A 21,750-nucleotide genomic window follows, 5' to 3' on the forward strand; every position below is an offset into this window, starting at 1 on the left:
CGTCGGTGGGGGGACGGGGTGGGTTCCGCGGGCCGGTGTCAGGGTGCGCGCCGGTCCTTCGCGCCCAGGCCCTCGTCGTCCACGTCCGACCACAGGGAGTTGTCGTACGGCTTGTCCGGGATCCGGATCACCTCGGGGCGGACGCCGGGGTCCTCTCCGGGTGAGGCCTCGCGGAGCTGGGCGAGGCTGGCGCGCAGATGGTCGGTGTCCGCGCGCACCCGGCGTACGTCAAGGGTGTCGCCGACCTGCCGCCCCAGGCTGTCGACGGAGCGTCCGAGCTCGTCCAGGGAGCGCTGCGCGGCTTTCAGATCGTCTTGAAGAGACATGATTGCCCTCACTTCCGCGGTGGTGCGGTGGCATCCTCATGCGCCTGCGAGTGTCGCGCGTCACATCCTGGGTTGTGAAGGGATACGCGCGGATTGAACGCTTCGGTGCACCGAGTGGCGGGTCCCTTGCGCTCAGCGCCCGCGATCGACCTCCGGTGGCCGCGCACTCGCTCAGCGGCAGGGCGGCCGGCCCTCAGCTGTACGGCCCGCCGTCCCACCTTCGACGGTACGCCTCGACGGCGTCTCCACCCTCGGCCGACTGGCGCTGTTGGGCCGGGCGGGTGGGGTTCGGGCGGCGTGTCGCCGTGTCTGTGGCGCGGGCGCCCGCCGGTCACCTTCAGTGGGGGCGATAGGTGTGATCAACTCCTTATACCGCCAAACGTGATCAAACCCGGCCTACACCGGATTCGGGCGGCCGGGCGAGCCCCGGAGGTACCTAGCCATGGCCCGACTCGATTCGGCCGGCGTCAGAAAGCGCCATGTCCGCAGAGCTGCCGCCCTCCTCACCACGGGAGTCCTCGCCGTGCCCGCCCTGGCCGGCTGCGGCTCGGGCGACGAGTCCGGCGCCCCCGCCGCCGGTCAGGACATCGCGCCCGCGGCACGCGACCGACTCGTCGACGGGGGCAAGGTCACCTGGGCCGTGGACGGACTGCCGCAGACCCTCAACTCCTTCCAGGCCGACGCCGATCCGGCCACGAACCGCGTCGCCGGCGCCGTACTCCCGTCGATGTTCACGCTCGACGAGAAGGGCCGGCCGCAGACCAACCCGGACTTCCTGGAGAAGGCCGAGATCATCGAGCGCGAGCCCAAGCAGGTCGTGCTCTACAAGCTCAACCAGCAGGCGGTCTGGAGCGACGGCCGGGAGATCGGCGCCGCCGACTTCGCCGCCCAGTGGCGCGCCCTGTCCGGCAAGGACAGCGCGTACTGGACCGCCCGCAACGCCGGGTACGACCGCATCGAGAAGGTCGAGCGCGGTGCCAACAACCTGGAGGTACGGGTCACCTTCGCCAAGCCGTACGCGGACTGGCGCTCGCTGTTCTCGCCGCTGTACCCCAAGGAGGTCATGGGGACGCCGGACACCTTCAACGACGGGGCGCGCGGCAAGCTGAAGGTCTCCGCGGGACCGTTCCGCGTCGCGAAGACGGACCGCGAGGCGGGCGAGATGACGCTGGTCCGCAACCCCCGCTGGTGGGGTGAGCCCGCCAAGCTGGAGAAGCTGGTCTTCCGTGCCGTACCGCGCGCACAGCGGGCCGCCGCGCTCGCCGAGGGCAAGGTCGACCTGGCCGAGATCGGCGCCGAAGACGCCGAGCGGATCGAGCTCGCCCGCCGCGAGGGCGGCGCCAAGGGCCCGCTGACCCACGGCCCCGGCGCCGACCTGACCCCCGCACAGGCGCTGCGCTCCTGGGCGATCGCACACGGCGCGAAAGGGGAGGAGCAGGCGGACGAGGAGATCGAAGCCCGCCAGAAGAACCGCAAGGCGATCAAGCGGTACGCGGAACAGCAGAGCGGCCTGCGCGCCTTCAAGGTCCGCAAGTCCCTCGAACCGGCCTACACCCAGCTCGCCCTGAACGGTGCCGAGGGCCCGCTCGCCGACGAGCGCGTCCGCCGTGCCGTGGCCCGCGCCATCGACCGCACCGAGATCGCCGAGACCGTGCTCAAGCCGCTCGGCCTCCCCGCGAAGCCGGTCGGCAGCCACCTCGCCCTCGCCGGGCAGTACGCGTACGCCGACAACAGCAAGGCCCTCGGCAGCCAGGACACCGCCGAGGCGCAGGCCCTGCTCGCCGAGGCGGGCTGGGAGCGCGGCGGCGCGATCGAGGAGAAGGGCGCGGGCTCCGAGTCCGAGAAGAAGGGCAAGTCGGAGAAGGACTCCGAGGCCGGCTCGTCCGGCTCCGAGTCCGAGTCCGGCGACGGCACGTACATCGTCGGGCAGGACGACAAGCCCGCCGACCGGGACGACCGGCAGCAGGCGAAGAGCAGGGACGCGGTCCCGGGCGCGTACGCCCCGAAGGGCACGGCCGCCCCGAAGGACGAGAAGGACAAGGACAAGAAGGAGGCCGATCCGCAGAAGAAGGAGCAGGGCAAGGAGCAGGGCAAGGAGCAGGACAAGGAGCAGGACAAGGAGAAGGGGAAGGGGGACAAGGAGAAGGGCAAGGGGGACAAGGAGAAGGGCAAGGGGGACAAGGAGAAGGGCGGCAAGAAGAAGGCCGAGGAAGGCGCCAAGGGTTCCGCGGCCAAGGCCGCCTCCGGGCCGATGGCCAAGGACGGCAAGGCGCTGACCCTCCGCTTCGTCCTGCCGTCCGGTCCCGGCTCGGAGGCGCTGCGTACCGTCGGCGACAAGATCTCCCGCATGCTGCAGCGGATCGGTGTCCGTACGGAGATCGAGAAGGTCGAGGACGACAGCTACTTCAAGGACCACATCGCGTCCGGCCAGTACGACCTGGCGCTCTACTCGTGGCCCGCCTCCGCCTACCCGGCCACCGACGGCCGGCCGATCTTCGCCAAGCCGGTGCCCGCGGCCGACGGGTCGCTGAACGTCGAGCAGAACTACACCCGTGTCGGCACCGACCACATCGACCAGCTCTTCGAGCAGGCCGTGGCGGAGCTGGACGAGGCGAAGGCGCGGGAGCTGGTGCGGAAGGCCGACGCCCGGATCTGGGCCGCGGCCGGTTCCCTCCCGCTCTACCAGCGGCCGCAGCTTTACGCGGCGCGGCCGAACCTCGCCAACGTGGGCGCCTTCGGCTTCGAGACGCCGAGCTACGAGGACATCGGCTACCTGAAGCGCGGTGCTGCCGCGGAGGGGCCGGAGAAGAAGTAGCGCCGTCGTCGGGGTTCGGGGGCCAGCCCCCGGACCCCGGCTCCTCAAACGCCGGAGGGGCTGATCAACCCCGCCCATGCCGCTTCCGCGACGTCAACGTAGGATGGGGTGAGGCCGTGGCGTGTCCAGCCCGGCAGGGCTCGCGTACCGGACCGTACGCGCCAGCCGACCACTCTTCCCGGGAGAAGCGCCGCAAGTATGCCCACGCGCCACGACATCCGTAACGTCGCCATCGTCGCCCACGTCGACCACGGCAAGACGACCATCGTCGACGCCATGCTCAAGCAGGCGGGTGCCTTCGCCGCGCACCAGCTCGAGTCGGTCGACGACCGGGTCATGGACTCCAACGACCTGGAGCGCGAGAAGGGCATCACCATTCTCGCGAAGAACACCGCGGTCAAGTACCACCCCAAGGACGGTGGCGACCCGATCACGATCAACATCATCGACACCCCCGGCCACGCCGACTTCGGTGGCGAGGTCGAGCGCGGCCTGTCGATGGTGGACGCGGTCGTGCTGCTCGTCGACGCCTCCGAGGGCCCGCTGCCGCAGACCCGCTTCGTGCTGCGCAAGGCCCTGATGCAGCGGCTGCCCGTCATCCTCTGCATCAACAAGACGGACCGCCCGGACTCCCGGATCGACGAGGTCGTCAACGAGACGTACGACCTCTTCCTCGACCTGGACGCCGACGAGGACCAGATCGAGTTCCCGATCGTCTACGCCTGCGGCCGTGACGGCATCGCGTCGCTGACCAAGCCGGAGGACGGCACCGTCCCAGCGGACTCCACCAGCCTGGAGCCGTTCTTCAGCACGCTCCTGGAGCACGTCCCGGCGCCCAAGTTCGACGAGACCGGCCCGCTGCAGGCGCACGTCACCAACCTCGACGCCGACAACTTCCTCGGCCGTATCGCGCTGCTCCGCGTCGAGCAGGGCGAGCTGCGCAAGGGCCAGACCGTGGCCTGGATGAAGCGTGACGGCTCGGTCTCCAACGTCCGCATCTCCGAGCTGATGATGACCGAGGCGCTCACCCGCAAGCCCGCCGAGGTCGCGGGCCCCGGTGACATCTGCGCCGTCGCCGGTATCCCGGACATCATGATCGGCGAGACCCTGGCCGACCCGGAGAACCCGGTCGCGCTGCCGCTGATCACGGTCGACGAGCCCGCGATCTCCATGACGATCGGTACGAACACCTCGCCGCTGGTCGGCCGCGGCGGCACCGGCAAGGGCGCCGACGCGAAGGCCGCCGTCAAGGACCGCAAGGTCACCGCCCGCCAGGTGAAGGACCGCCTGGACCGCGAGCTGATCGGTAACGTCTCGCTGCGCGTCCTCGACACCGAGCGCCCCGACGCCTGGGAGGTGCAGGGCCGCGGTGAGCTGGCGCTCGCCATCCTGGTCGAGCAGATGCGCCGCGAGGGCTTCGAGCTGACCATCGGCAAGCCGCAGGTCGTCACGCAGGAGATCGACGGCAAGACGCACGAGCCGGTCGAGCGCATGACGATCGACGTGCCCGAGGAGCACATGGGCGCCGTCACTCAGCTCATGGGCGTCCGCAAGGGCCGTATGGACAACATGTCGAACCACGGCTCCGGCTGGGTCCGCATGGAGTTCGTCGTCCCGTCGCGCGGCCTCATCGGCTTCCGTACGGAGTTCCTCACCAACACCCGCGGTACGGGTATCGCGCACTCCATCCACGAGGGCCACGAGCCGTGGTTCGGCCAGCTGCAGACCCGTAACAACGGTTCGCTGGTCGCCGACCGCGCCGGTTCGGTCACCCCGTTCGCGATGATCAACCTGCAGGAGCGCGGCGTCCTGTTCACCGAGCCCGGCACCGAGGTGTACGAGGGCATGATCGTCGGCGAGAACTCGCGCTCCGACGACATGGACGTGAACATCACCAAGGAGAAGAAGCTCACCAACATGCGTGCGGCTTCCGCGGACACCACCGAGAACGTGGTGCCGGCCCGCAAGCTCTCCCTGGAGCAGTGCCTGGAGTTCTGCCGCGACGACGAGTGCGTCGAGGTGACCCCGGAGGCCGTGCGTATCCGCAAGGTCAACCTGAACAAGACCGAGCGCGCCCGCAGCGCCTCGCGCGCCAAGCACAGCTGAGGCACCCAGCACAGCTGAGGCTCCGAAAAGCAGCTGAGGCACCCGGCACACCCGAGGTTCCGCAGGAGCCTTTCCGACTGGCCCGACTCCACGCCCAACTCGGCGTAGAGTCGGGCCAGTCGGCGTTTTCGGGGCCGATCCCGGCGTCGGGTCTACGCGCCTTGAACGGACATGACCTGCGGCGCCGTACGCGCAACTGATTTTGTCTCACGAGCCGTCCGAATACCGGACGTGGCTGACCGATAGATGTATAACGAGTCCGTTTCGCGGCCATCTATCTCGGATCGGTTTGTCCAGATTTCGGAAGATGTACGCGTCAGGTGTGATCGAACCGAGACCAAAAGGGTGTGGCCGGGCCGAACCCCATGGCTAATAGTTGAGCGCGAAGAGCTCGGGTCAATGGGTCACGCGCTGTGGGGAGCGCCGACTCACGAGCACACTGGGGCACTCAACTCTCGCCGTCAGGGGTGTCGGTGGGACGTCGCGTGCCCTCTCTCGTAGTGAACAAGTGGACTCATGAGGAGGAACCCATGCGCGGTGCCAAGAGCGCCAAATGGGTCGCGATAGCCAGCGTCGTCGCATTGGGTGCGACCGCCTGTGGCGGCGGCGGCAACAGCGGCAGTGACGACATGAACAAGGGGTCGGCCGACCCCAAGGGCATCGTCACCGCCCAGCTGAGCGAGCCGCAGAACCCACTGCAGCCCGCCAACGCCAAGGAGAGCCAGGGCTCTCGCGTCCTGCGCACGGTGTTTTCCACGCTCGTCGACTACGAGCCCGGCACCGGCAAGCTGCAGTACATCAACGCCGAGTCGGTCGAGCCCAACAAGGACTCCTCCGTCTGGACCGTGAAGCTCAAGAAGGGCTGGAAGTTCCACGACGGCACCCCGGTCACCGCGCAGTCCTACGTGGACTCGTGGAACTGGTCGGCCAACGTCAAGAACAACCAGACCAACTCCAGCTGGTTCGCCGACATCAAGGGCTACGAGGACGTCCACCCGGAGAAGGGTGACCCCAAGAGCGACAAGATGTCCGGCCTGAAGGTCGTCGACGAGCACACCTTCACCATCTCCCTGACCGGCTCCGTCTCGTACTTCGCGTACAAGCTGGGCTACGACGTCTGGGCCCCGCTGCCGAAGTCCTTCTTCAAGGACCCGAAGGCCGCGGGCGAGAAGCCGATCGGCAACGGCCCCTACAAGTTCGTCTCGTGGGACCACAACAAGCTCATCAAGGTCCGCAAGTACGAGGACTACAAGGGCCCGAACGCCGCGAAGAACGGCGGCATCGACTTCAAGAACTACACGACCGCGGACGCCGCCTACTCGGACCTGCGCTCGGACAACCTGGACTGGATCGAGCAGGTCCCGACCACGGCCCTGACGAACTACAAGGAAGACCTGGGCAAGCGCGCGATCGACGAGGAGTACTCGGCGGTCCAGTCCATCGTCCCGGCGTTCTACACCGACCAGTTCAAGGACATCGACCCGAAGGTCATCCAGGGTCTGTCCATGGCGATCGACCGTGAGCAGATCACCAAGACGGTGCTGCACGGCTCGCGCACCCCGGCCGACTCCTTCGTCGCCCGCGGCGTCATCGGCCACAAGGCCGGTGCGCTCGGTGACGTCGCCAAGTTCGACCCGAAGAAGGCCAAGGCCCTCATCAAGGAGGGTGGCGGCGTCCCGAAGAACAAGATCTCCATCCAGTACAACGCCGACCAGGACCACAAGCCCTGGGTCGACGCGGTCTGCAACTCCATCAAGCAGTCCGTGGGCGTCGAGTGCGTCGGCGACTCCAAGCCGACCTTCCAGGCCGACCTGAACGCGCGTGACAAGAAGCAGGTCAAGTCCATGTACCGCGGTGGCTGGGTGCTCGACTACCCGGTCAACTCGAACTTCATGAGGGACCTGTACGGCACCAAGGCCGCCGGTAACACCAGCGGTTACTCCAACAAGGAGTTCGACGAGCTCGCCGCCAAGGCGGACAAGGCTCCCACCCTTGAGGAGACGGTGAAGCTCTACCAGGAGGCGGAGCAGCTCCTCGTCAAGGACATGCCGGCCATCCCGCTGTGGTTCTACAAGGTCAACAGCGGTCAGTCGACCAACGTCTACGGCAAGATCCCCTACGGCCAGGACGGCGACCCGATCTTCACCGACGTCCAGGTGAAGAAGAAGTAAGTTCCGGGACCGCAGGCCCGAGCCGCCGCGCCCCCTGAGACGGGGTGCGGCGGCCTCGGGCCACAGGCGTAGGCCCGTAACTCTCCACCCCCCACCAGCGGTTGATGAGTGCCAGGCTGCGCCGGACCCCTCACGGCATGGAGGCATGATGGGGCGCTACGCCGCCAGGCGACTGCTCCAGATGATCCCGATCTTCATCGGGACGACTCTGTTGATTTTCCTCATGGTCCACATCCTTCCCGGAGACCCCATCCGGGCGATGTGGGGTGACAAGGCGGCCGACCCCGCTCAGGTCGCCGCGCTGCGCCATGAGTTCGGGCTCGATCAGCCCGTGTGGAAGCAGTACATCGACTACATGCTGAATCTCTTCCAGGGAGACTTCGGCAAGACCTTCGGTGGCCGGCAGGTCATCGACGTGATGAGCGAGGCGTTCCCCGTGACGCTCCGCCTCACGCTCTTCGCGATCGCCATCGAGATCGTCGTCGGCATCGGCCTCGGCGCCTGGGCGGGGCTCAAGGCCGGCAAGGCCCCCGACTCCGGCGTGCTGATCTTCACGCTCCTGGTGATCTCCATCCCGGTGTTCGTGCTCGGCTACCTCGCCCGCTTCGTCCTCGCGGACAAGCTCGGCTGGGTGGCGCCGAACGTCCAGGACTCTGAGAACTGGGGGCAGTTGTTCCTGCCGGCCTTCGTCCTCGCCATGCTCTCCATGGCGTACGTGGCACGGCTGACGCGGACCACCTTCGCGGAGAACCTGCGCGCCGACTACATGCGCACCGCGCTCGCCAAGGGCCTGCCGCGGCGCCGCATCGTGGGCGTGCACCTGCTGCGCAACTCGCTGATCCCGGTGATCACCTTCATCGGCACGGACGTGGGCGCCTTCATCGGCGGCGCCGTCATCACCGAGGGCATCTTCAATGTTCAGGGCGTCGGCAACGTGCTCTTCCGGGCCATCCAGACGAGCGAGGGCACCACGATCGTCGGTGTGGTGACGATCCTCGTGCTCGTCATCCTCCTGATCAATCTCGTCATCGACCTGCTGTACGCGGTCCTGGACCCGAGGATCCGGTATGCCTGACACCACACAGACCACGCTCACGGCAGCCGAGAAGACGGGCGGCGACACCGCCGCCCTCGTGTCGAAGCCCGAGCAGCGCAAGCCCCGCAGCCTGTGGGGAGACGCCTGGTTCGAGCTGCGGCACCGGCCCATGTTCTGGGTGTCGGCCACCCTCCTCGTACTGCTGCTGCTGATCGCCGCCTTCCCGGGCCTGTTCACCAGCGCCGACCCCACCAAGGGCGACCTGACGAACCACTTCCTGAGCAAGCCGGAGCTGACGCACTTCTTCCAGCCCGACTGGTTCGGCTACGACGGCCAGGGCCGCTCCATCTACGCCCGCGTCATCTACGGCACCCGCGCCTCGATCCTCGTCGGCGTCGGCGTGACCGCGGCGGTGACGCTCGTCGGTGGCCTGCTCGGCCTGGTCGCGGGGTACTTCGGCGGACTGATCGACTCGATCATCTCCCGGATGACGGACATGTTCTTCGGCATCCCGTTCCTGCTCGGCGCGATGGTCGTCCTGAACGCGTTCACCGAGCGCAAGGTGTACGTGGTGGTGCTGGCCCTCGCCTTCCTCGGCTGGACCTCCATGGCCCGTGTCACCCGCAGTTCGGTGATCAGCGCCAAGCAGGCGGACTACGTGACGGCGGCCCGCGCCCTCGGCGCGAGCACCACGCGGATGCTCTTCCGGCATGTGCTGCCCAACGCCATCGCGCCGACCATCGTGGTCGCCACGATCGCCCTGGGCGGCTACATCTCGGCGGAGGCGACGCTCTCGTACCTCGGCCTCGGTCTCTCCGAGCCGACGATCTCCTGGGGCATCGACATCTCGCAGGGCTCCAAGGCGATCCGCGACAACCCGCACGCGCTGATGTTCCCGGCCGGAATGCTGACGCTCACGGTCTTCGCGTTCATCATGCTCGGCGACGCGGTCCGCGACGCCCTCGACCCCAAGCTGCGCTGAGGAGGGCGTACGTGACCACCATCGACAAGACCATGAGCGTCCCGGGCCCGCGCGGCGGGTCCGAGTCCGGCGCCCCCCTGCTCGAAGTGCGCGATCTGCACGTCGAGTTCCACACCCGTGACGGGGTGGCCAAGGCGGTGAACGGCGTCAACTACACCGTGGACGCGGGCGAGACGCTCGCCGTGCTCGGTGAGTCCGGCTCCGGCAAGTCCGTGACCGCGCAGGCGATCATGGGCATCCTCGACATGCCGCCAGGGAAGATCCCGCGGGGCGAGATCCGCTTCCGCGGCGAGGACATGCTCACCATGTCCCACGAGGAGCGGCGCAGGATCCGCGGCCAGAAGATCGCCATGATCTTCCAGGACGCGCTCTCCGCCCTAAACCCCGTGCTCTCGGTGGGCTATCAGCTCGGCGAGATGTTCCGCGTGCACCAGGGCATGAGCAAGAAGCAGGCCAAGGCCCGCTCCATCGAGCTGATGGAGCGGGTGCGCATCCCGGCGGCCAGGGAGCGGGTGAACGACTACCCGCACCAGTTCTCCGGCGGTATGCGCCAGCGCATCATGATCGCCATGGCGCTGGCCCTGGAGCCCGACCTGATCATCGCGGACGAGCCGACCACGGCCCTCGACGTGACCGTGCAGGCCCAGGTCATGGACCTCCTCGCTGAACTGCAGCAGGAGTTCAACATGGGCCTGATCCTGATCACCCACGACCTGGGTGTGGTCGCCGACGTCGCCGACAAGATCGCGGTGATGTACGCGGGCCGGATCGTGGAGACCGCCCCGGTGCACGAGCTGTACAAGCGCCCCGCGCACCCGTACACCCGGGGCCTGCTCGACTCGATCCCGCGCCTGGACCAGAAGGGCCAGGAGCTGTACGCGATCAAGGGCCTGCCGCCCAACCTGACCCGGATCCCCACCGGTTGCGCCTTCAACCCGCGCTGCCCGAAGGCCGAGGACATCTGCCGTACGGACGTGCCCGTCCTGCACCGGGTGACCGAGCAGGGCGGTGGCGAGATCGCCGGCCGCGGCAGCGCCTGCCACTTCTGGAAGGAGACGATCCATGGCTGAGCTGAACAAGGGCGACGAGCCGATGGACGCCACGCCCAACGTCTCCGAGGTCGAAGCGGCCGGCGTGGCCGGAGAGACTGAGGCGGTCGCGGCGATCGAGGCCCCGGTCGAGCGCGGTGAGCCGATCCTTCAGGTGCGCAACCTGGTCAAGCACTTCCCGCTGACCCAGGGCATCCTCTTCAAGCGGCAGATCGGCGCGGTCAAGGCCGTCGACGGGATCTCCTTCGACCTGTACCAGGGCGAGACCCTGGGCATCGTGGGCGAGTCCGGCTGCGGCAAGTCCACCGTCGCCAAACTCCTGATGCTGCTCGAAACGGCCACCTCCGGCGAGGTGTTCTACAAGGGCCAGGACATCACCCGCCTGTCGGGGCGCGCGCTGAAGGCGGTGCGCCGCAACATCCAGATGGTGTTCCAGGACCCGTACACCTCGCTGAACCCGCGTATGACGGTCGGCGACATCATCGGGGAGCCCTTCGACATCCACCCGGAGGCGGCCCCCAAGGGCGACCGCCGCCGCAAGGTCCAGGAACTCCTGGACGTCGTGGGCCTCAACCCGGAGTACATCAACCGCTATCCGCACCAGTTCTCCGGCGGCCAGCGCCAGCGCATCGGCATCGCCCGCGGCCTCGCGCTCAACCCGGAGATCATCATCTGCGACGAGCCGGTCTCCGCGCTCGACGTGTCGGTGCAGGCGCAGGTCATCAACCTGATGGAGAAGCTGCAGGACGAGTTCAACCTGTCCTACCTCTTCATCGCGCACGACCTGTCCATCGTGCGGCACATCTCCGACCGGGTCGGCGTGATGTACCTGGGCAAGATGGCCGAGATCGGCACAGACACCCAGATCTACGACCACCCGACGCATCCGTACACGCAGGCGCTGCTCTCCGCGGTGCCCGTGCCGGACCCGGAGGCCCGCGAGGGCCGGGAGCGGATCATCCTCACCGGGGACGTCCCCTCGCCGGCCAACCCGCCCTCCGGCTGCCGGTTCCGTACGCGCTGCTGGAAGGCGCAGGACAAGTGCGCCGAGGAGGTGCCGCTGCTCGCGGTGCCCGAGCGGTTCAAGAGCTCGGACACCCCGGCCGCGCACGAGTCGGCCTGCCACTTCGCCGAGGAGAAGGACGTCGTGCACGCGGCCTGACCCTGTTTCACGACGCATCCGCGGCCTGACCCTGTTTCACCTTCCGCCCCCCGGAAGCCCGCTCGGGCATCCGGGGGGTTTTGGCGTACGGGGGCGCACGGAAGGCGGTCGTACGCATGCGGTCTGTCCGGGTGTGGGGTGTATTGGGGCCTACCTGCGTCACGCATCGAGGAGGCACACCATGCGCGGAGCCACCCATGCCAAGTGGGCCGTGTGCGCGGTCTCCGTCGCACTCGCGGCGACGGCCTGCGGCGGCGGAAGCACCGTCGCCGAAGGCGCGGGAATCGTGCGCTCCTCCTGGGGCGACCCGCAGAACCCGATCGAACCGGCCAACACCAACGAGGTCCAGGGCGGCAAGGTCCTCGACCTGCTCTTCCGGGGTCTGAAGAGGTACGACCCGAAGACCGGCGAGGCCGAGAACATGGTCGCCGAGAAGATCGACACCACCGACCAGCAGAACTTCACGGTCACCCTGAAGACCGGCTTGACGTTCAGCAACGGCGAGAAGGTCACCGCCAAGTCCTTCGTGGACGCCTGGAACTACGGCGCGCACATCGACAACAAGCAGAACAACTCCCCGTTCTTCGCCAACATCCAGGGCTACGACGACGTCCACCCGGCGTCCGGGAACGCCAAGGCCAAGACGATGTCCGGTCTCGTCGTCAAGGACGAGCGGACGTTCACGGTGAAGCTGAAGGAGAAGTTCTCCACCTGGCCGGAGACCCTCGGCTACCAGGCGTTCTCGCCGCTGCCCCAGGCCTTCTTCAAGGACCACGACGCCTGGCTGAAGAAGCCGGTGGGCAACGGCCCGTACACCGTGGAGTCGTACACCAAGGGCTCGTCGATGAAGCTGCGCGCCTGGGACGGGTACAAGGGCCCGGACAAGGCGCAGAACGGCGGCGTCGACCTGGTCGTCTACACGGACAACAACACCGCGTACACCGATCTGATGGCGGGCAACCTCGACCTCGTCGACGACGTACCGGCCAAGCAGCTGAAGAACGTCAAGAGCGACCTCGGCGACCGGTACATCAACCAGCCCGCGCTGATCATCCAGACCGTGGTCTTCCCGATGTACGACAAACGCTGGAACAAGCCCGGCATGGAGAAGGTCCGCAAGGGGCTGTCCATGGCGATCAACCGGGACGAGATCACGAAGCAGATCTACCAGGAGACCCGCACCCCGGCCACCGACTGGACCTCGCCCGCCCTGCACGACAAGGGCGGCTACGAGGAGGGCCTGTGCGGCGACGCCTGTACGTACAACCCGGAGCAGGCCAAGAAGCTGATCGACGAGGGCGGCGGACTGCCCGGCGGCAAGGTCCAGTTGACGTCGAACGTGGACACCGGCTCGCACCGCGACTGGATGGACGCGGTCTGCAACAGCATCAACAACGCCCTCGGCAAGGGCGCGGTGTGCACGGTCAACCCGGTCGGCACCTTCGCCGACTTCAAGAACCAGATCGCCGGCTTCAAGATGACGGGCCCGTTCCGCTCCGGCTGGCAGGCCGACTACCCGCTCATCCAGAACTTCCTCCAGCCGCTGTACGCGACCGGCGGCTCCTCGAACTACGGCAAGTTCGAGAACAAGGAGTTCGACGGGCTGATCGCCGAGGCCAACCGGGAGAGCGACCCGGCCGCGGCCGTGGCGAAGTTCCAGGAGGCCGAGAAGATCCTCGCCGAGCAGATGCCGGCGATCCCGCTCTGGTACCAGAACGGCTCCGCGGGCTACTCGGACCTGATCTCGGACGTCCAGCTCAACCAGTTCAGCGTCCCGGTCTACGACCAGATCAAGGTCAGCTGACCCAGGGAGCCACCGCATGGGACGCTATGTGATCCGGCGCCTGCTCCAGATGATCCCGGTCTTCATCGGCAGTACGTTCCTGATCTTCGTGATGGTGTACGCGCTCGGCGACCCGGTCGCCGCGCTCTTCGGGGACAAGGCGCCCGACCCCGCCACCGCGGCGCGTATCCGCAAGGAGCTCTACCTCGACCAGCCGCTGTGGAAGCAGTACCTGCACTACATGGGGCAGATCTTCCAGGGCGACTTCGGCACCGCCTTCAACGGCCAGAAGGTCACCGAACTGCTCGCCAGCGCCTATCCCGTGACCCTGCGCCTGACCCTCGTCGCCGTCGTCATCGAGCTGGTCGTCGGCATCACCCTCGGTGTGGTCAGCGGACTGCGGCGCGGCCGGACCGTCGACACCTCGGTGCTCGTGCTCACCCTGGTCGTCATCTCCGTCCCGACCTTCGTCAGCGGGTATGTGCTGCAGTTCCTGTTCGGCGTGAAGTGGGCCGTGATCCGGCCGACGGTCTCCCCGGAGGCGCCGTTCAGCGAGCTGCTCCTGCCCGGCACGGTGCTCGCCCTGGTCTCGCTCGCGTACGTCACGCGCCTGACCCGTACGTCCATCGCGGAGAACGTACGCGCCGACTATCTGCGGACCGCCGTCGCCAAGGGACTGCCGCGGCGCCGGATCATCACCCGGCATCTGCTGCGCAACTCGCTGATCCCGGTGATCACCTTCATCGGCACGGACATCGGCGCGCTGATGGGCGGCGCCATCGTCACGGAGAAGATCTTCAACATCCACGGCGTCGGCTACCAGATCTACCAGGGCATCCTGCGCAACAACGCCCCCACGGTGGTCGGCTTCGTGACGATCCTGGTGATCGTCTTCCTGCTCGCCAACCTGCTCGTCGACCTCCTCTACGCGGTCCTGGACCCGAGGATCCGTTATGCCTGAGCCGTACGACCAGCAAGCGGCCGTAGCCCCGTACGGCGGAGGGGGCGCGATGGACCTGGCGATGAGCGAGGCCGAGACGCTCGAAAAAGCGCCGGGTGGGCCGCCGCTCGGCACCGGGCCCGGGAAGCCGCGCAGCCTGTGGTCGGACGCCTGGTACCAGCTGCGCCGCAACCCGATCTTCCTGGTCTCCGGCCTTCTCATCCTCTTCCTCGTCGTCATCTCCCTCTGGCCCGGACTGATCGCCACCGGCAACCCCCTCGAGTGCCATCTCGCCAAGGCCCAGGAGGGCTCGCAGCCCGGCCACCCCTTCGGCTACGACAGCCAGGGCTGCGACGTCTACACCCGCACCGTGTACGGGGCCCGCGCCTCCATCACCGTCGGCGTCTGCGCCACCCTCGGCGCCGCGCTGCTCGGCAGCCTGCTCGGCGGCCTCGCCGGGTTCTTCGGCGGCTGGTGGGACGCGCTGCTCTCCCGGGTCGCGGACATCTTCTTCGGCATCCCGGTGATCCTCGGCGGTCTGGTGCTGCTCTCGGTGGTCACCAGCAGCACGGTCTGGCCGGTGGTCGGCTTCATCGTGCTGCTCGGCTGGCCGCAGATCTCCCGCATCGCCCGCGGTTCGGTGATCACCGCCAAGCAGAACGACTACGTGCAGGCCGCGCGGGCGCTCGGCGCGGGCAACGGGCGGATGCTGCTGAGGCATGTCGCGCCGAACGCGGTCGCGCCGGTCATCGTCGTCGCGACCATCGCCCTCGGTACGTACATCGCCCTGGAGGCCACCCTGTCGTTCCTCGGCGTCGGACTGCGCCCGCCCACCGTGTCCTGGGGGATCGACATCGCCAACGCCGCCCAGTCCATCCGCAACGCCCCGCACATGCTGCTCTGGCCCGCGGGCGCCCTGAGCATCACCGTGCTCGCGTTCATCATGCTCGGCGACGCGGTGCGCGACGCCCTCGACCCGAAGCTGAGGTGAGCGCCGCGATGCTGCTCGACGTACGCGACCTGCACGTGGAGTTCCGTACGAGGGACGGGGTGGCCAAGGCCGTCAACGGCGTCACCTACTCGGTGGACGCGGGCGAGACGCTCGCCGTGCTCGGCGAGTCCGGCTCCGGGAAGTCGGTCACCGCGCAGGCGATCATGGGCATCCTCGACATCCCGCCCGGGAGGATCACCGGCGGCGAGATCCTCTTCCAGGGCCGGGACCTGCTTCAGCTCAAGGAGGACGAGCGGCGCAAGGTGCGCGGCGCCGAGATGGCGATGATCTTCCAGGACGCGCTGTCGTCCCTGAACCCCGTGCTCTCGGTCGGCGACCAGCTCGGCGAGATGTTCATCGTGCACCGCGGCATGTCCAGGAAGGACGCGCGCGCCAAGGCGGTCGAGCTGATGGACCGGGTGCGGATCCCGGCCGCGAAGGAACGGGTCGGGCAGTATCCGCACCAGTTCTCCGGCGGTATGCGCCAGCGCATCATGATCGCCATGGCGCTCGCCCTCGAACCCGCGCTGATCATCGCCGACGAGCCCACGACCGCCCTCGACGTGACCGTGCAGGCCCAGGTCATGGATCTGCTGGCCGAGTTGCAGCAGGAGTACCACATGGGCCTGATCCTGATCACCCATGACCTGGGGGTGGTCGCGGACGTCGCCGACAGGATCGCCGTGATGTACGCGGGGCGCATCGTCGAGACCGCTCCCGTGCACGACATCTACAAGGCCCCGGCGCACCCGTACACCCGGGGCCTGCTCGACTCGATCCCACGCCTGGACCAGAAGGGCCAGGAGCTGTACGCGATCAAGGGCCTGCCGCCCAACCTGATGGCCATTCCGCCGGGCTGCGCCTTCCACCCGCGCTGCCCGCGCGCCCAGGACATCTGCCGTACGGACGAGCCGCCGCTGTTCCGGGTCGAAGGGCCCGGCGAGGACGGCGAGCGGCGGAGCGCCTGCCACTTCTGGAGGGAGACGCTGCGTGATGCCTGAGCAGGCCGAACCGATCCTCGAAGTGCGCGGTCTCGTCAAGCACTTCCCCCTCACCCGGGGCATCGTCTTCAAGAAGAAGATCGGCGCCGTGAAGGCCGTCGACGGCGTGGACTTCGACCTGGGCAGCGGCGAGACGCTCGGCATCGTGGGGGAGTCGGGCTGCGGCAAGTCCACCGTCGCGAAGCTCCTGATGAACCTGGAGCGGCCGACGGAGGGGGTGATCCGGTACAAGGGCGAGGACATCACCCGGCTGTCGGGCCGCGCCCTGAAGGCCGTACGCCGCAACATCCAGATGGTCTTCCAGGACCCGTACACGTCCCTGAACCCCCGGATGACGGTCGGCGACATCATCGGGGAGCCGTACGAGATCCACCCGGAGGCGGCCCCGAAGGGCGACCGCCGCCGCAGGGTCCAGGAGCTGCTCGACGTGGTCGGGCTCAACCCGGAGTACATCAACCGCTATCCGCACCAGTTCTCCGGCGGCCAGCGGCAACGCATCGGTATCGCGCGGGGGCTGGCGCTGCGACCGGAGATCATCGTCGCCGACGAGCCGGTCTCCGCGCTCGATGTCTCGGTCCAGGCCCAGGTGGTCAACCTCCTGGACCGCCTCCAGTCCGAGTTCCATCTGAGTTACGTCTTCATCGCCCACGACCTGTCGATCGTGCGGCACATCTCCGACCGGGTCGGGGTGATGTACCTCGGCCGGATCGTGGAGACCGGCACGGACGAGCAGATCTACGAGCACCCCACGCACCCCTACACCCAGGCGCTGCTGTCCGCGGCGCCCGTGCCGGACCCGGACGCGCGGGAGCAGCGCGAGCGGATCCTGCTCGCGGGGGATGTCCCGTCCCCCGCGAACCCCCCGTCGGGGTGCCGGTTCCGCACGCGGTGCTGGAAGGCGCAGCGGCGTTGCGAGGTGGAGGTGCCGTTGCTGGCGGTGCCGGAGTCCTTTGCGGACGGCCCTCGGGCGCATCCGTCGGCGTGCCACTTCGCGGAGGAGCGGCACGTGGTCCCCGACGGCGCCTGACCCCCAGGGGGCTCCGCCCCCGGCCCCCCGCTCCTCAATCGCCGGAGGGGCTGATCTCTGCGCCGTCTTTCGGCTGCGGCGCCGTCGTGGCTGGTCGCGCAGTTCCCCGCGCCCCTAAAGAACCAGCCCCTCCGGCGTTTGAGGAGCGGGGGTCCGGGGGCGGAGCCCCCGAAGCGCCGCAGGCTTTCGGGAAGGGGCGGGGAGGGGAAACGACCCCCGGCGCGCGCTACAGCCCCAACGCCCGCTTCAAGAAGTCCACCTGAAGCAGCAGCAGATTCTCCGCGACCTGCTCCTGCGGCGTCATGTGCGTCACCCCCGACAACGGCAGCACCTCATGCGGACGCCCCGCCGCGAGCAGCGCCGACGAGAGCCGCAGGGTGTGCGCCATCACCACGTTGTCGTCCGCCAGGCCGTGCACGATCATCATCGGGCAGGCAGGCTCCGCGGCCCCCGACAGCCCCTCGTCCGTGACCAGCGAGTTCGCCGCGTACACCTCCGGCTGCGCGTGCGGGTCGCCCAGGTACCGCTCGGTGTAGTGCGTGTCGTACAGCCGCTGGTCGGTGACGGGGGCGCCGACGATCGCCGCGTGGAACACGTCGGGGCGGCGCAGCGCGGCGAGACCGGCCAGGTAGCCGCCGAAGGACCAGCCGCGGATCGCGACCCGGGAGAGGTCGAAGGGGAACTCCCCGGCGAGCGACCGCAGCGCGTCGACCTGGTCCTCCAGGACGACCGAGGCCAGATCGTCCCGGATCTCCTTCTCCCAGGCGGGAGTTCGCCCCGGAGTGCCCCGGCCGTCCGCGACCAGGACGGCGAAACCCTGGTCGGCGAACCACTGCGAGGTCAGATACGGGTTGTGCGCCGCCACCACGCGCGCGTGATGCGGACCGCCGTACGGGTCGAGCAGCACCGGAAGCGGACCGTCCTCTTCCTGGTAGTGCGTGGGGAGCAGAACGGCGCACGGAATCCGGCGTGCGCCCGCTTCGGTGAGCGTCAGCCTCGGCGTGATGTCCGGCCGCTCCGCGTACGAGGCGATCTGCGCGAGCTGCTTGCCGTCCCGCACCACCTGCACCTGTGCGCCCGGATGCTCGGGCCGCGCCGAGACGAGCACCGTGACGCCGCCGGAGCGCACCGCCGAGTGCACGCCGGGCTCCTGCGAGACACGCTCCACGCCCAGCTCGTTGACCCGGTACACATGCGTCTCGCCGGTCTCCGGGCTCTTGGCCGCCGCCCCCGCCGAGGCCGCGACCAGGAGGTCCTCGTCCGCGATGTCCAGGACCGCCCGTACCTGCAACTGCGGTCCGGTCAGCGGGCGTTCGCCCACGGTGAGGACCCGCGCCCCGCCCTCGTCCGCGATCCGCACCAGCTGCCCCGAGGGCGTCCACGCGGGCACGCCGGGCAGCAGCTCCAGCCAGTCCGGATCCTCGTCGGCGTGCACCATCCGGGTCGCGCCGGTGTCCGGGTTCACCGCCAGATACAGCTGGTCGCGCTGGTCCCGCGCCTGTACGAGCAGCAGCGGCGCCCCGGCCGACGACCAGTGCACGCGCGCCAGGTACGGATACCGGGCCCGGTCCCACTCGACCTCGGTGCGCGAGCCGTCCAGGCCGAGCACGAAGAGGCGGACGTCCGCGTTGGGCGTGCCCGCCGCCGGGTACGCCACCGGGGACGGCTCCCGGTCCGGGTGCGCCGGGTCGGCGATCCACCAGCGGCGTACCGGGGCGTCGTCCACCCGCGCCACCAGGAGCCGGTCGGATTCGGGCGACCACCAGAACCCGCGCGAACGCCCCATCTCCTCGGCCGCGATGAACTCCGCGATGCCGTACGCCACGGTCCCGGGCTCCCCGCCCGGACCCGGGTCCGGCTCGGCGAGCGCACGGTCGTCCTCACCCTCGGCGCCCACCACGCGCAGGGCGCCGCCGCTGACGTACGCGACATGGCGGCCGTCGGGCGCGGGGCGCGGGTCGATCACCGGTGCCGGTACGGGCAGTTCACGTGCCGTGCCCGCGCGCAGCTCCGCCGTGAAGAGGCGGCCCGAGAGCGCGAAGGCCGCCAGCTCCACGGCCGCGTCGGTGGCGTACCCCACGATGCCCGCGCCGCTCTCGCGGCTGCGCTCCCGGCGGGCCCGCTCCTCTGCCGACAACTGCTCGCTCGCGCCGTGCAGCAGGGCCGCCGGGTCGGCCGCCACCCGCTCCGCGGGCTCCGTCCGCGCGGCGGGCTCCGTCCGCGCGGCGGCGTCGAGATCGAGGACCCACAGCACGCTCTCCCGGTCCGTCCCGGAGCGGGACCGCAGGAACACCACCCGCGATCCATCAGGTGAGACGGTGAAGGCGCGGGGCGCTCCGAGCGAGAAGCGCTGCGTGCGTGCGTGCCGGCGGGGAAACGACGGTTTCGGCGTCTGCGGCGCGTGCGGCGCGTGCGGCGCCTGCGGCGACTGTGGGGGCAGTGGGGAGGTCATGACCCGAGGCTACTGATCGTGCCGCCGCCATGCGCCCCTCGTGCTGCCATGCACCGATCCATGCCGACAAACGGAAAGTTATGATCCGTAGCACTGGGTGGGTATACCCCTGGCGTGTGCCGAACTGGCGTACGCCGCCCCGGTGTTGAGGCGGTCCGAGCGGGCCGCCCGCTTGCTGTCCGACGTCCCGGCGTCCCGTCGTCCTATGGAGGTGAACCGCCGTGGCCCTGTCGATTTCGGCGGTGGTGCTGTTCGCGATCATCGTCGTACTTCTGATCAAGAAGTCAGGGTTGAAGGCGGGACACGCGCTCGTCTGTGTGCTGCTCGGTTTCTATCTGGCCAGCTCGTCGATCGCTCCCACGATCAGCGAGGTGACGACCAATGTGGCGGGCATGCTGGGCGACCTGAAGTTCTGACGAGGACGGGACCCGGGGGCGCGCGGCTCGCCTCGTAGGCTGGGGGCATGACGGAACTGGCGGACCGGCGTCTGCTTCTGGTGCACGCGCACCCCGACGACGAGTCGATCAACAACGGCGCGACCATGGCCACCTATGCCGCACGAGGCGTCCAGGTCGCGCTCGTGACCTGCACCCTCGGTGAGGAGGGCGAGGTGATTCCGGCTGCCCTCGCCCACCTCGCCCCGGACCGTGAGGACACCCTCGGCGCCCATCGCGCCGAGGAGCTCGCCGCGGCGATGAAGGAGCTCGGCGTCACCGACCACCGCTTCCTCGGCGGGCCCGGACGCTTCCGCGACTCCGGGATGATGGGCGCCGAGCAGAACCACCGCGCGGGCGCCTTCTGGTCCGCGGACGTGGACGAGGCGGCCGCGCTCCTCGTCCAGGTGATCCGCGAACTGCGCCCCCAGGTCCTCGTCACGTACGACCCCGACGGCGGGTACGGCCACCCCGACCACATCCAGGCCCACCGCGTCGCGATGCGCGCCGCCGACCTCGCGGCCGACAGCGGCTTCCGCCCGCAGCTCGGCGCCGCGCACGCGATCGCCAAGATCTACTGGAACCGCGTGCCGCGCTCCGTCGGCGAGCGCCTCTTCACCGAGCTGCGCGAGCACGCCGTCGCCGGACTCCCGTGGGCCGCCGCGCGGCTCGACGACGTACCGGGCGTGGTGGACGACGACCGCGTCACCACCGTGATCGACGGCCGCCCCCAAGTCGCCCGCAAGGCCGCCGCGATGCGCGCCCACGCGACCCAGATCGCCGTGGCGGAGCCGTGGTTCGCGCTCTCCAACGACCTGGCGCAGCCGCTGTTCGACATCGAGTACTACGAGCTGGTGCGCGGCCGCTCCGGCGCGGCACCGGGAGAGCGCGAGACCGACCTCTTCGCGGGCCTGCCGGACACCGCCGACACCGCAGACGCCGCCGACGTCCCCGACAGCACGGACAAGCCGCAGCACGACCGAGGAACGGTGACCAGCACGTGAGTCCGCGAGGAAACGTCCCCGGAGGCCTCATGGCCCAGCCCCTGAAGCCCGCCCGGATCCTGCTGCATCTGCTCCTCGTCGCCATCGGCGCCGTCGCGGGCGCCGCGGGCGCGCTCATCCAAGCGGCCTGGTTCCCGGGCGGGTTGCTGCTCGCGCTGCTCGGCGCCGCCGGGGTCTGCTACGGCGGGGCGCGCGCCACCGGCACCAAGGGCGGCGGCTTCGCGGCCGGTGCCGGCTGGCTGGTCGCGGTGATCCTGCTGACGTCGAGCAGGCCCGAGGGCGACTTCGTGTTCGGTGCCGGACTTGGCTCGTATGTCTACTTGTTGGGCGGAATGGCCGTTGCTGTGATGTGTGCCACGGTCGCGGCGCCCTCGCAACCGATGCGTCCCGACGGCCGACTTGGCAAGTGACGTTCCACCAGGCCGGTCTTCCCCCGGCGGGCGCGGCCCTCACGGACGCGGTGAGTGCGGT

The 21,750-nt window shown here is 69.1% G+C and carries 17 protein-coding genes; 15 read left to right on the top strand and 2 right to left on the bottom strand.

The window, feature by feature from the left end; genetic code table 11:
- Positions 1–38 precede the first annotated feature (38 nt).
- Entirely contained in the window at positions 39–326 is a 288-nt protein-coding gene (locus tag QIT00_RS34075) for a hypothetical protein (protein ID WP_282539356.1), read from the bottom strand.
- A 442-nt stretch (positions 327–768) separates the two neighbouring features.
- Here QIT00_RS34075 and QIT00_RS34080 point away from each other — a divergent pair, with 442 nt between their 5' ends.
- From QIT00_RS34080 to QIT00_RS34135, 12 genes are all read left to right on the top strand, one after another.
- Positions 769–3,141: an ABC transporter family substrate-binding protein gene (locus QIT00_RS34080; protein WP_282539357.1), complete on the top strand. Its 2,373-nt coding sequence runs from the start codon at positions 769–771 to the stop codon at positions 3,139–3,141.
- Between the two features lie 198 nt (positions 3,142–3,339).
- On the top strand, positions 3,340–5,247 hold the full coding sequence (gene typA, locus QIT00_RS34085; protein ID WP_282539358.1) for a translational GTPase TypA: 1,908 nt from the start codon (positions 3,340–3,342) through the stop codon (positions 5,245–5,247).
- 530 nt (positions 5,248–5,777) lie between these two features.
- The gene (locus QIT00_RS34090; RefSeq protein WP_282539359.1) at positions 5,778–7,418 is read left to right on the top strand and encodes a peptide ABC transporter substrate-binding protein; all 1,641 of its coding nucleotides are present in this window, start codon (positions 5,778–5,780) and stop codon (positions 7,416–7,418) included.
- A gap of 148 nt (positions 7,419–7,566) precedes the next feature.
- Positions 7,567–8,493 carry an ABC transporter permease gene (locus QIT00_RS34095; RefSeq protein ID WP_282539375.1) on the top strand — a complete coding sequence of 309 codons (927 nt, stop codon included), beginning with the start codon at positions 7,567–7,569 and terminating at the stop codon, positions 8,491–8,493.
- Entirely contained in the window at positions 8,486–9,436 is a 951-nt protein-coding gene (locus tag QIT00_RS34100) for an ABC transporter permease (protein WP_282539360.1), read from the top strand. Before QIT00_RS34095 ends, QIT00_RS34100 begins: the two co-directional genes overlap by 8 nt.
- Before the next feature lie 11 nt (positions 9,437–9,447).
- Positions 9,448–10,506, top strand: a complete 1,059-nt coding sequence (locus tag QIT00_RS34105) for an ABC transporter ATP-binding protein (protein ID WP_282539361.1) — start codon at positions 9,448–9,450, stop codon at positions 10,504–10,506.
- Positions 10,499–11,647, top strand: a complete 1,149-nt coding sequence (locus tag QIT00_RS34110) for an ABC transporter ATP-binding protein (RefSeq protein WP_282539362.1) — start codon at positions 10,499–10,501, stop codon at positions 11,645–11,647. Before QIT00_RS34105 ends, QIT00_RS34110 begins: the two co-directional genes overlap by 8 nt.
- Before the next feature lie 181 nt (positions 11,648–11,828).
- A complete protein-coding gene (locus tag QIT00_RS34115) occupies positions 11,829–13,451 on the top strand; it encodes a peptide ABC transporter substrate-binding protein (RefSeq protein ID WP_282539363.1) in 1,623 nt (540 codons plus the stop codon).
- A gap of 16 nt (positions 13,452–13,467) precedes the next feature.
- Positions 13,468–14,391, top strand: a complete 924-nt coding sequence (locus QIT00_RS34120) for an ABC transporter permease (protein ID WP_282539364.1) — start codon at positions 13,468–13,470, stop codon at positions 14,389–14,391.
- A complete protein-coding gene (locus QIT00_RS34125; RefSeq protein ID WP_282539365.1) occupies positions 14,384–15,361 on the top strand; it encodes an ABC transporter permease in 978 nt (325 codons plus the stop codon). The genes QIT00_RS34120 and QIT00_RS34125 overlap by 8 nt, the downstream gene beginning before the upstream one ends.
- Positions 15,362–15,369: 8 nt before the next feature.
- Positions 15,370–16,362 (top strand): ABC transporter ATP-binding protein, encoded by a 993-nt coding sequence (locus QIT00_RS34130; protein ID WP_282539376.1) that lies wholly within the window; start codon positions 15,370–15,372, stop codon positions 16,360–16,362.
- Positions 16,355–17,389: an ABC transporter ATP-binding protein gene (locus tag QIT00_RS34135; RefSeq protein ID WP_282539366.1), complete on the top strand. Its 1,035-nt coding sequence runs from the start codon at positions 16,355–16,357 to the stop codon at positions 17,387–17,389. Before QIT00_RS34130 ends, QIT00_RS34135 begins: the two co-directional genes overlap by 8 nt.
- A gap of 226 nt (positions 17,390–17,615) precedes the next feature.
- On the opposite strand, the gene QIT00_RS34140 is transcribed toward QIT00_RS34135, so the two are convergent.
- Complete coding sequence (locus QIT00_RS34140; RefSeq protein WP_282539367.1) at positions 17,616–19,841, bottom strand: S9 family peptidase; 2,226 nt, start codon at positions 19,839–19,841, stop codon at positions 17,616–17,618.
- Between the two features lie 221 nt (positions 19,842–20,062).
- Here QIT00_RS34140 and QIT00_RS34145 point away from each other — a divergent pair, with 221 nt between their 5' ends.
- Genes QIT00_RS34145 through QIT00_RS34155 form a run of 3 tightly spaced genes read left to right on the top strand, consistent with a single transcriptional unit; the run spans position 20,063 to position 21,689 of the window.
- A complete protein-coding gene (locus QIT00_RS34145; protein ID WP_282539368.1) occupies positions 20,063–20,257 on the top strand; it encodes a DUF2304 family protein in 195 nt (64 codons plus the stop codon).
- Positions 20,258–20,304: 47 nt separating this feature from the next.
- Entirely contained in the window at positions 20,305–21,279 is a 975-nt protein-coding gene (gene mshB, locus QIT00_RS34150; RefSeq protein ID WP_282539369.1) for an N-acetyl-1-D-myo-inositol-2-amino-2-deoxy-alpha-D-glucopyranoside deacetylase, read from the top strand.
- 29 nt (positions 21,280–21,308) lie between these two features.
- Entirely contained in the window at positions 21,309–21,689 is a 381-nt protein-coding gene (locus QIT00_RS34155) for a DUF6113 family protein (RefSeq protein ID WP_282539370.1), read from the top strand.
- Positions 21,690–21,750 lie beyond the last annotated feature (61 nt).

Origin of the sequence: Streptomyces luteolus (assembly GCF_029968015.1) — a bacterium.
In the GTDB taxonomy this organism is placed as follows: domain Bacteria; phylum Actinomycetota; class Actinomycetes; order Streptomycetales; family Streptomycetaceae; genus Streptomyces; species Streptomyces luteolus.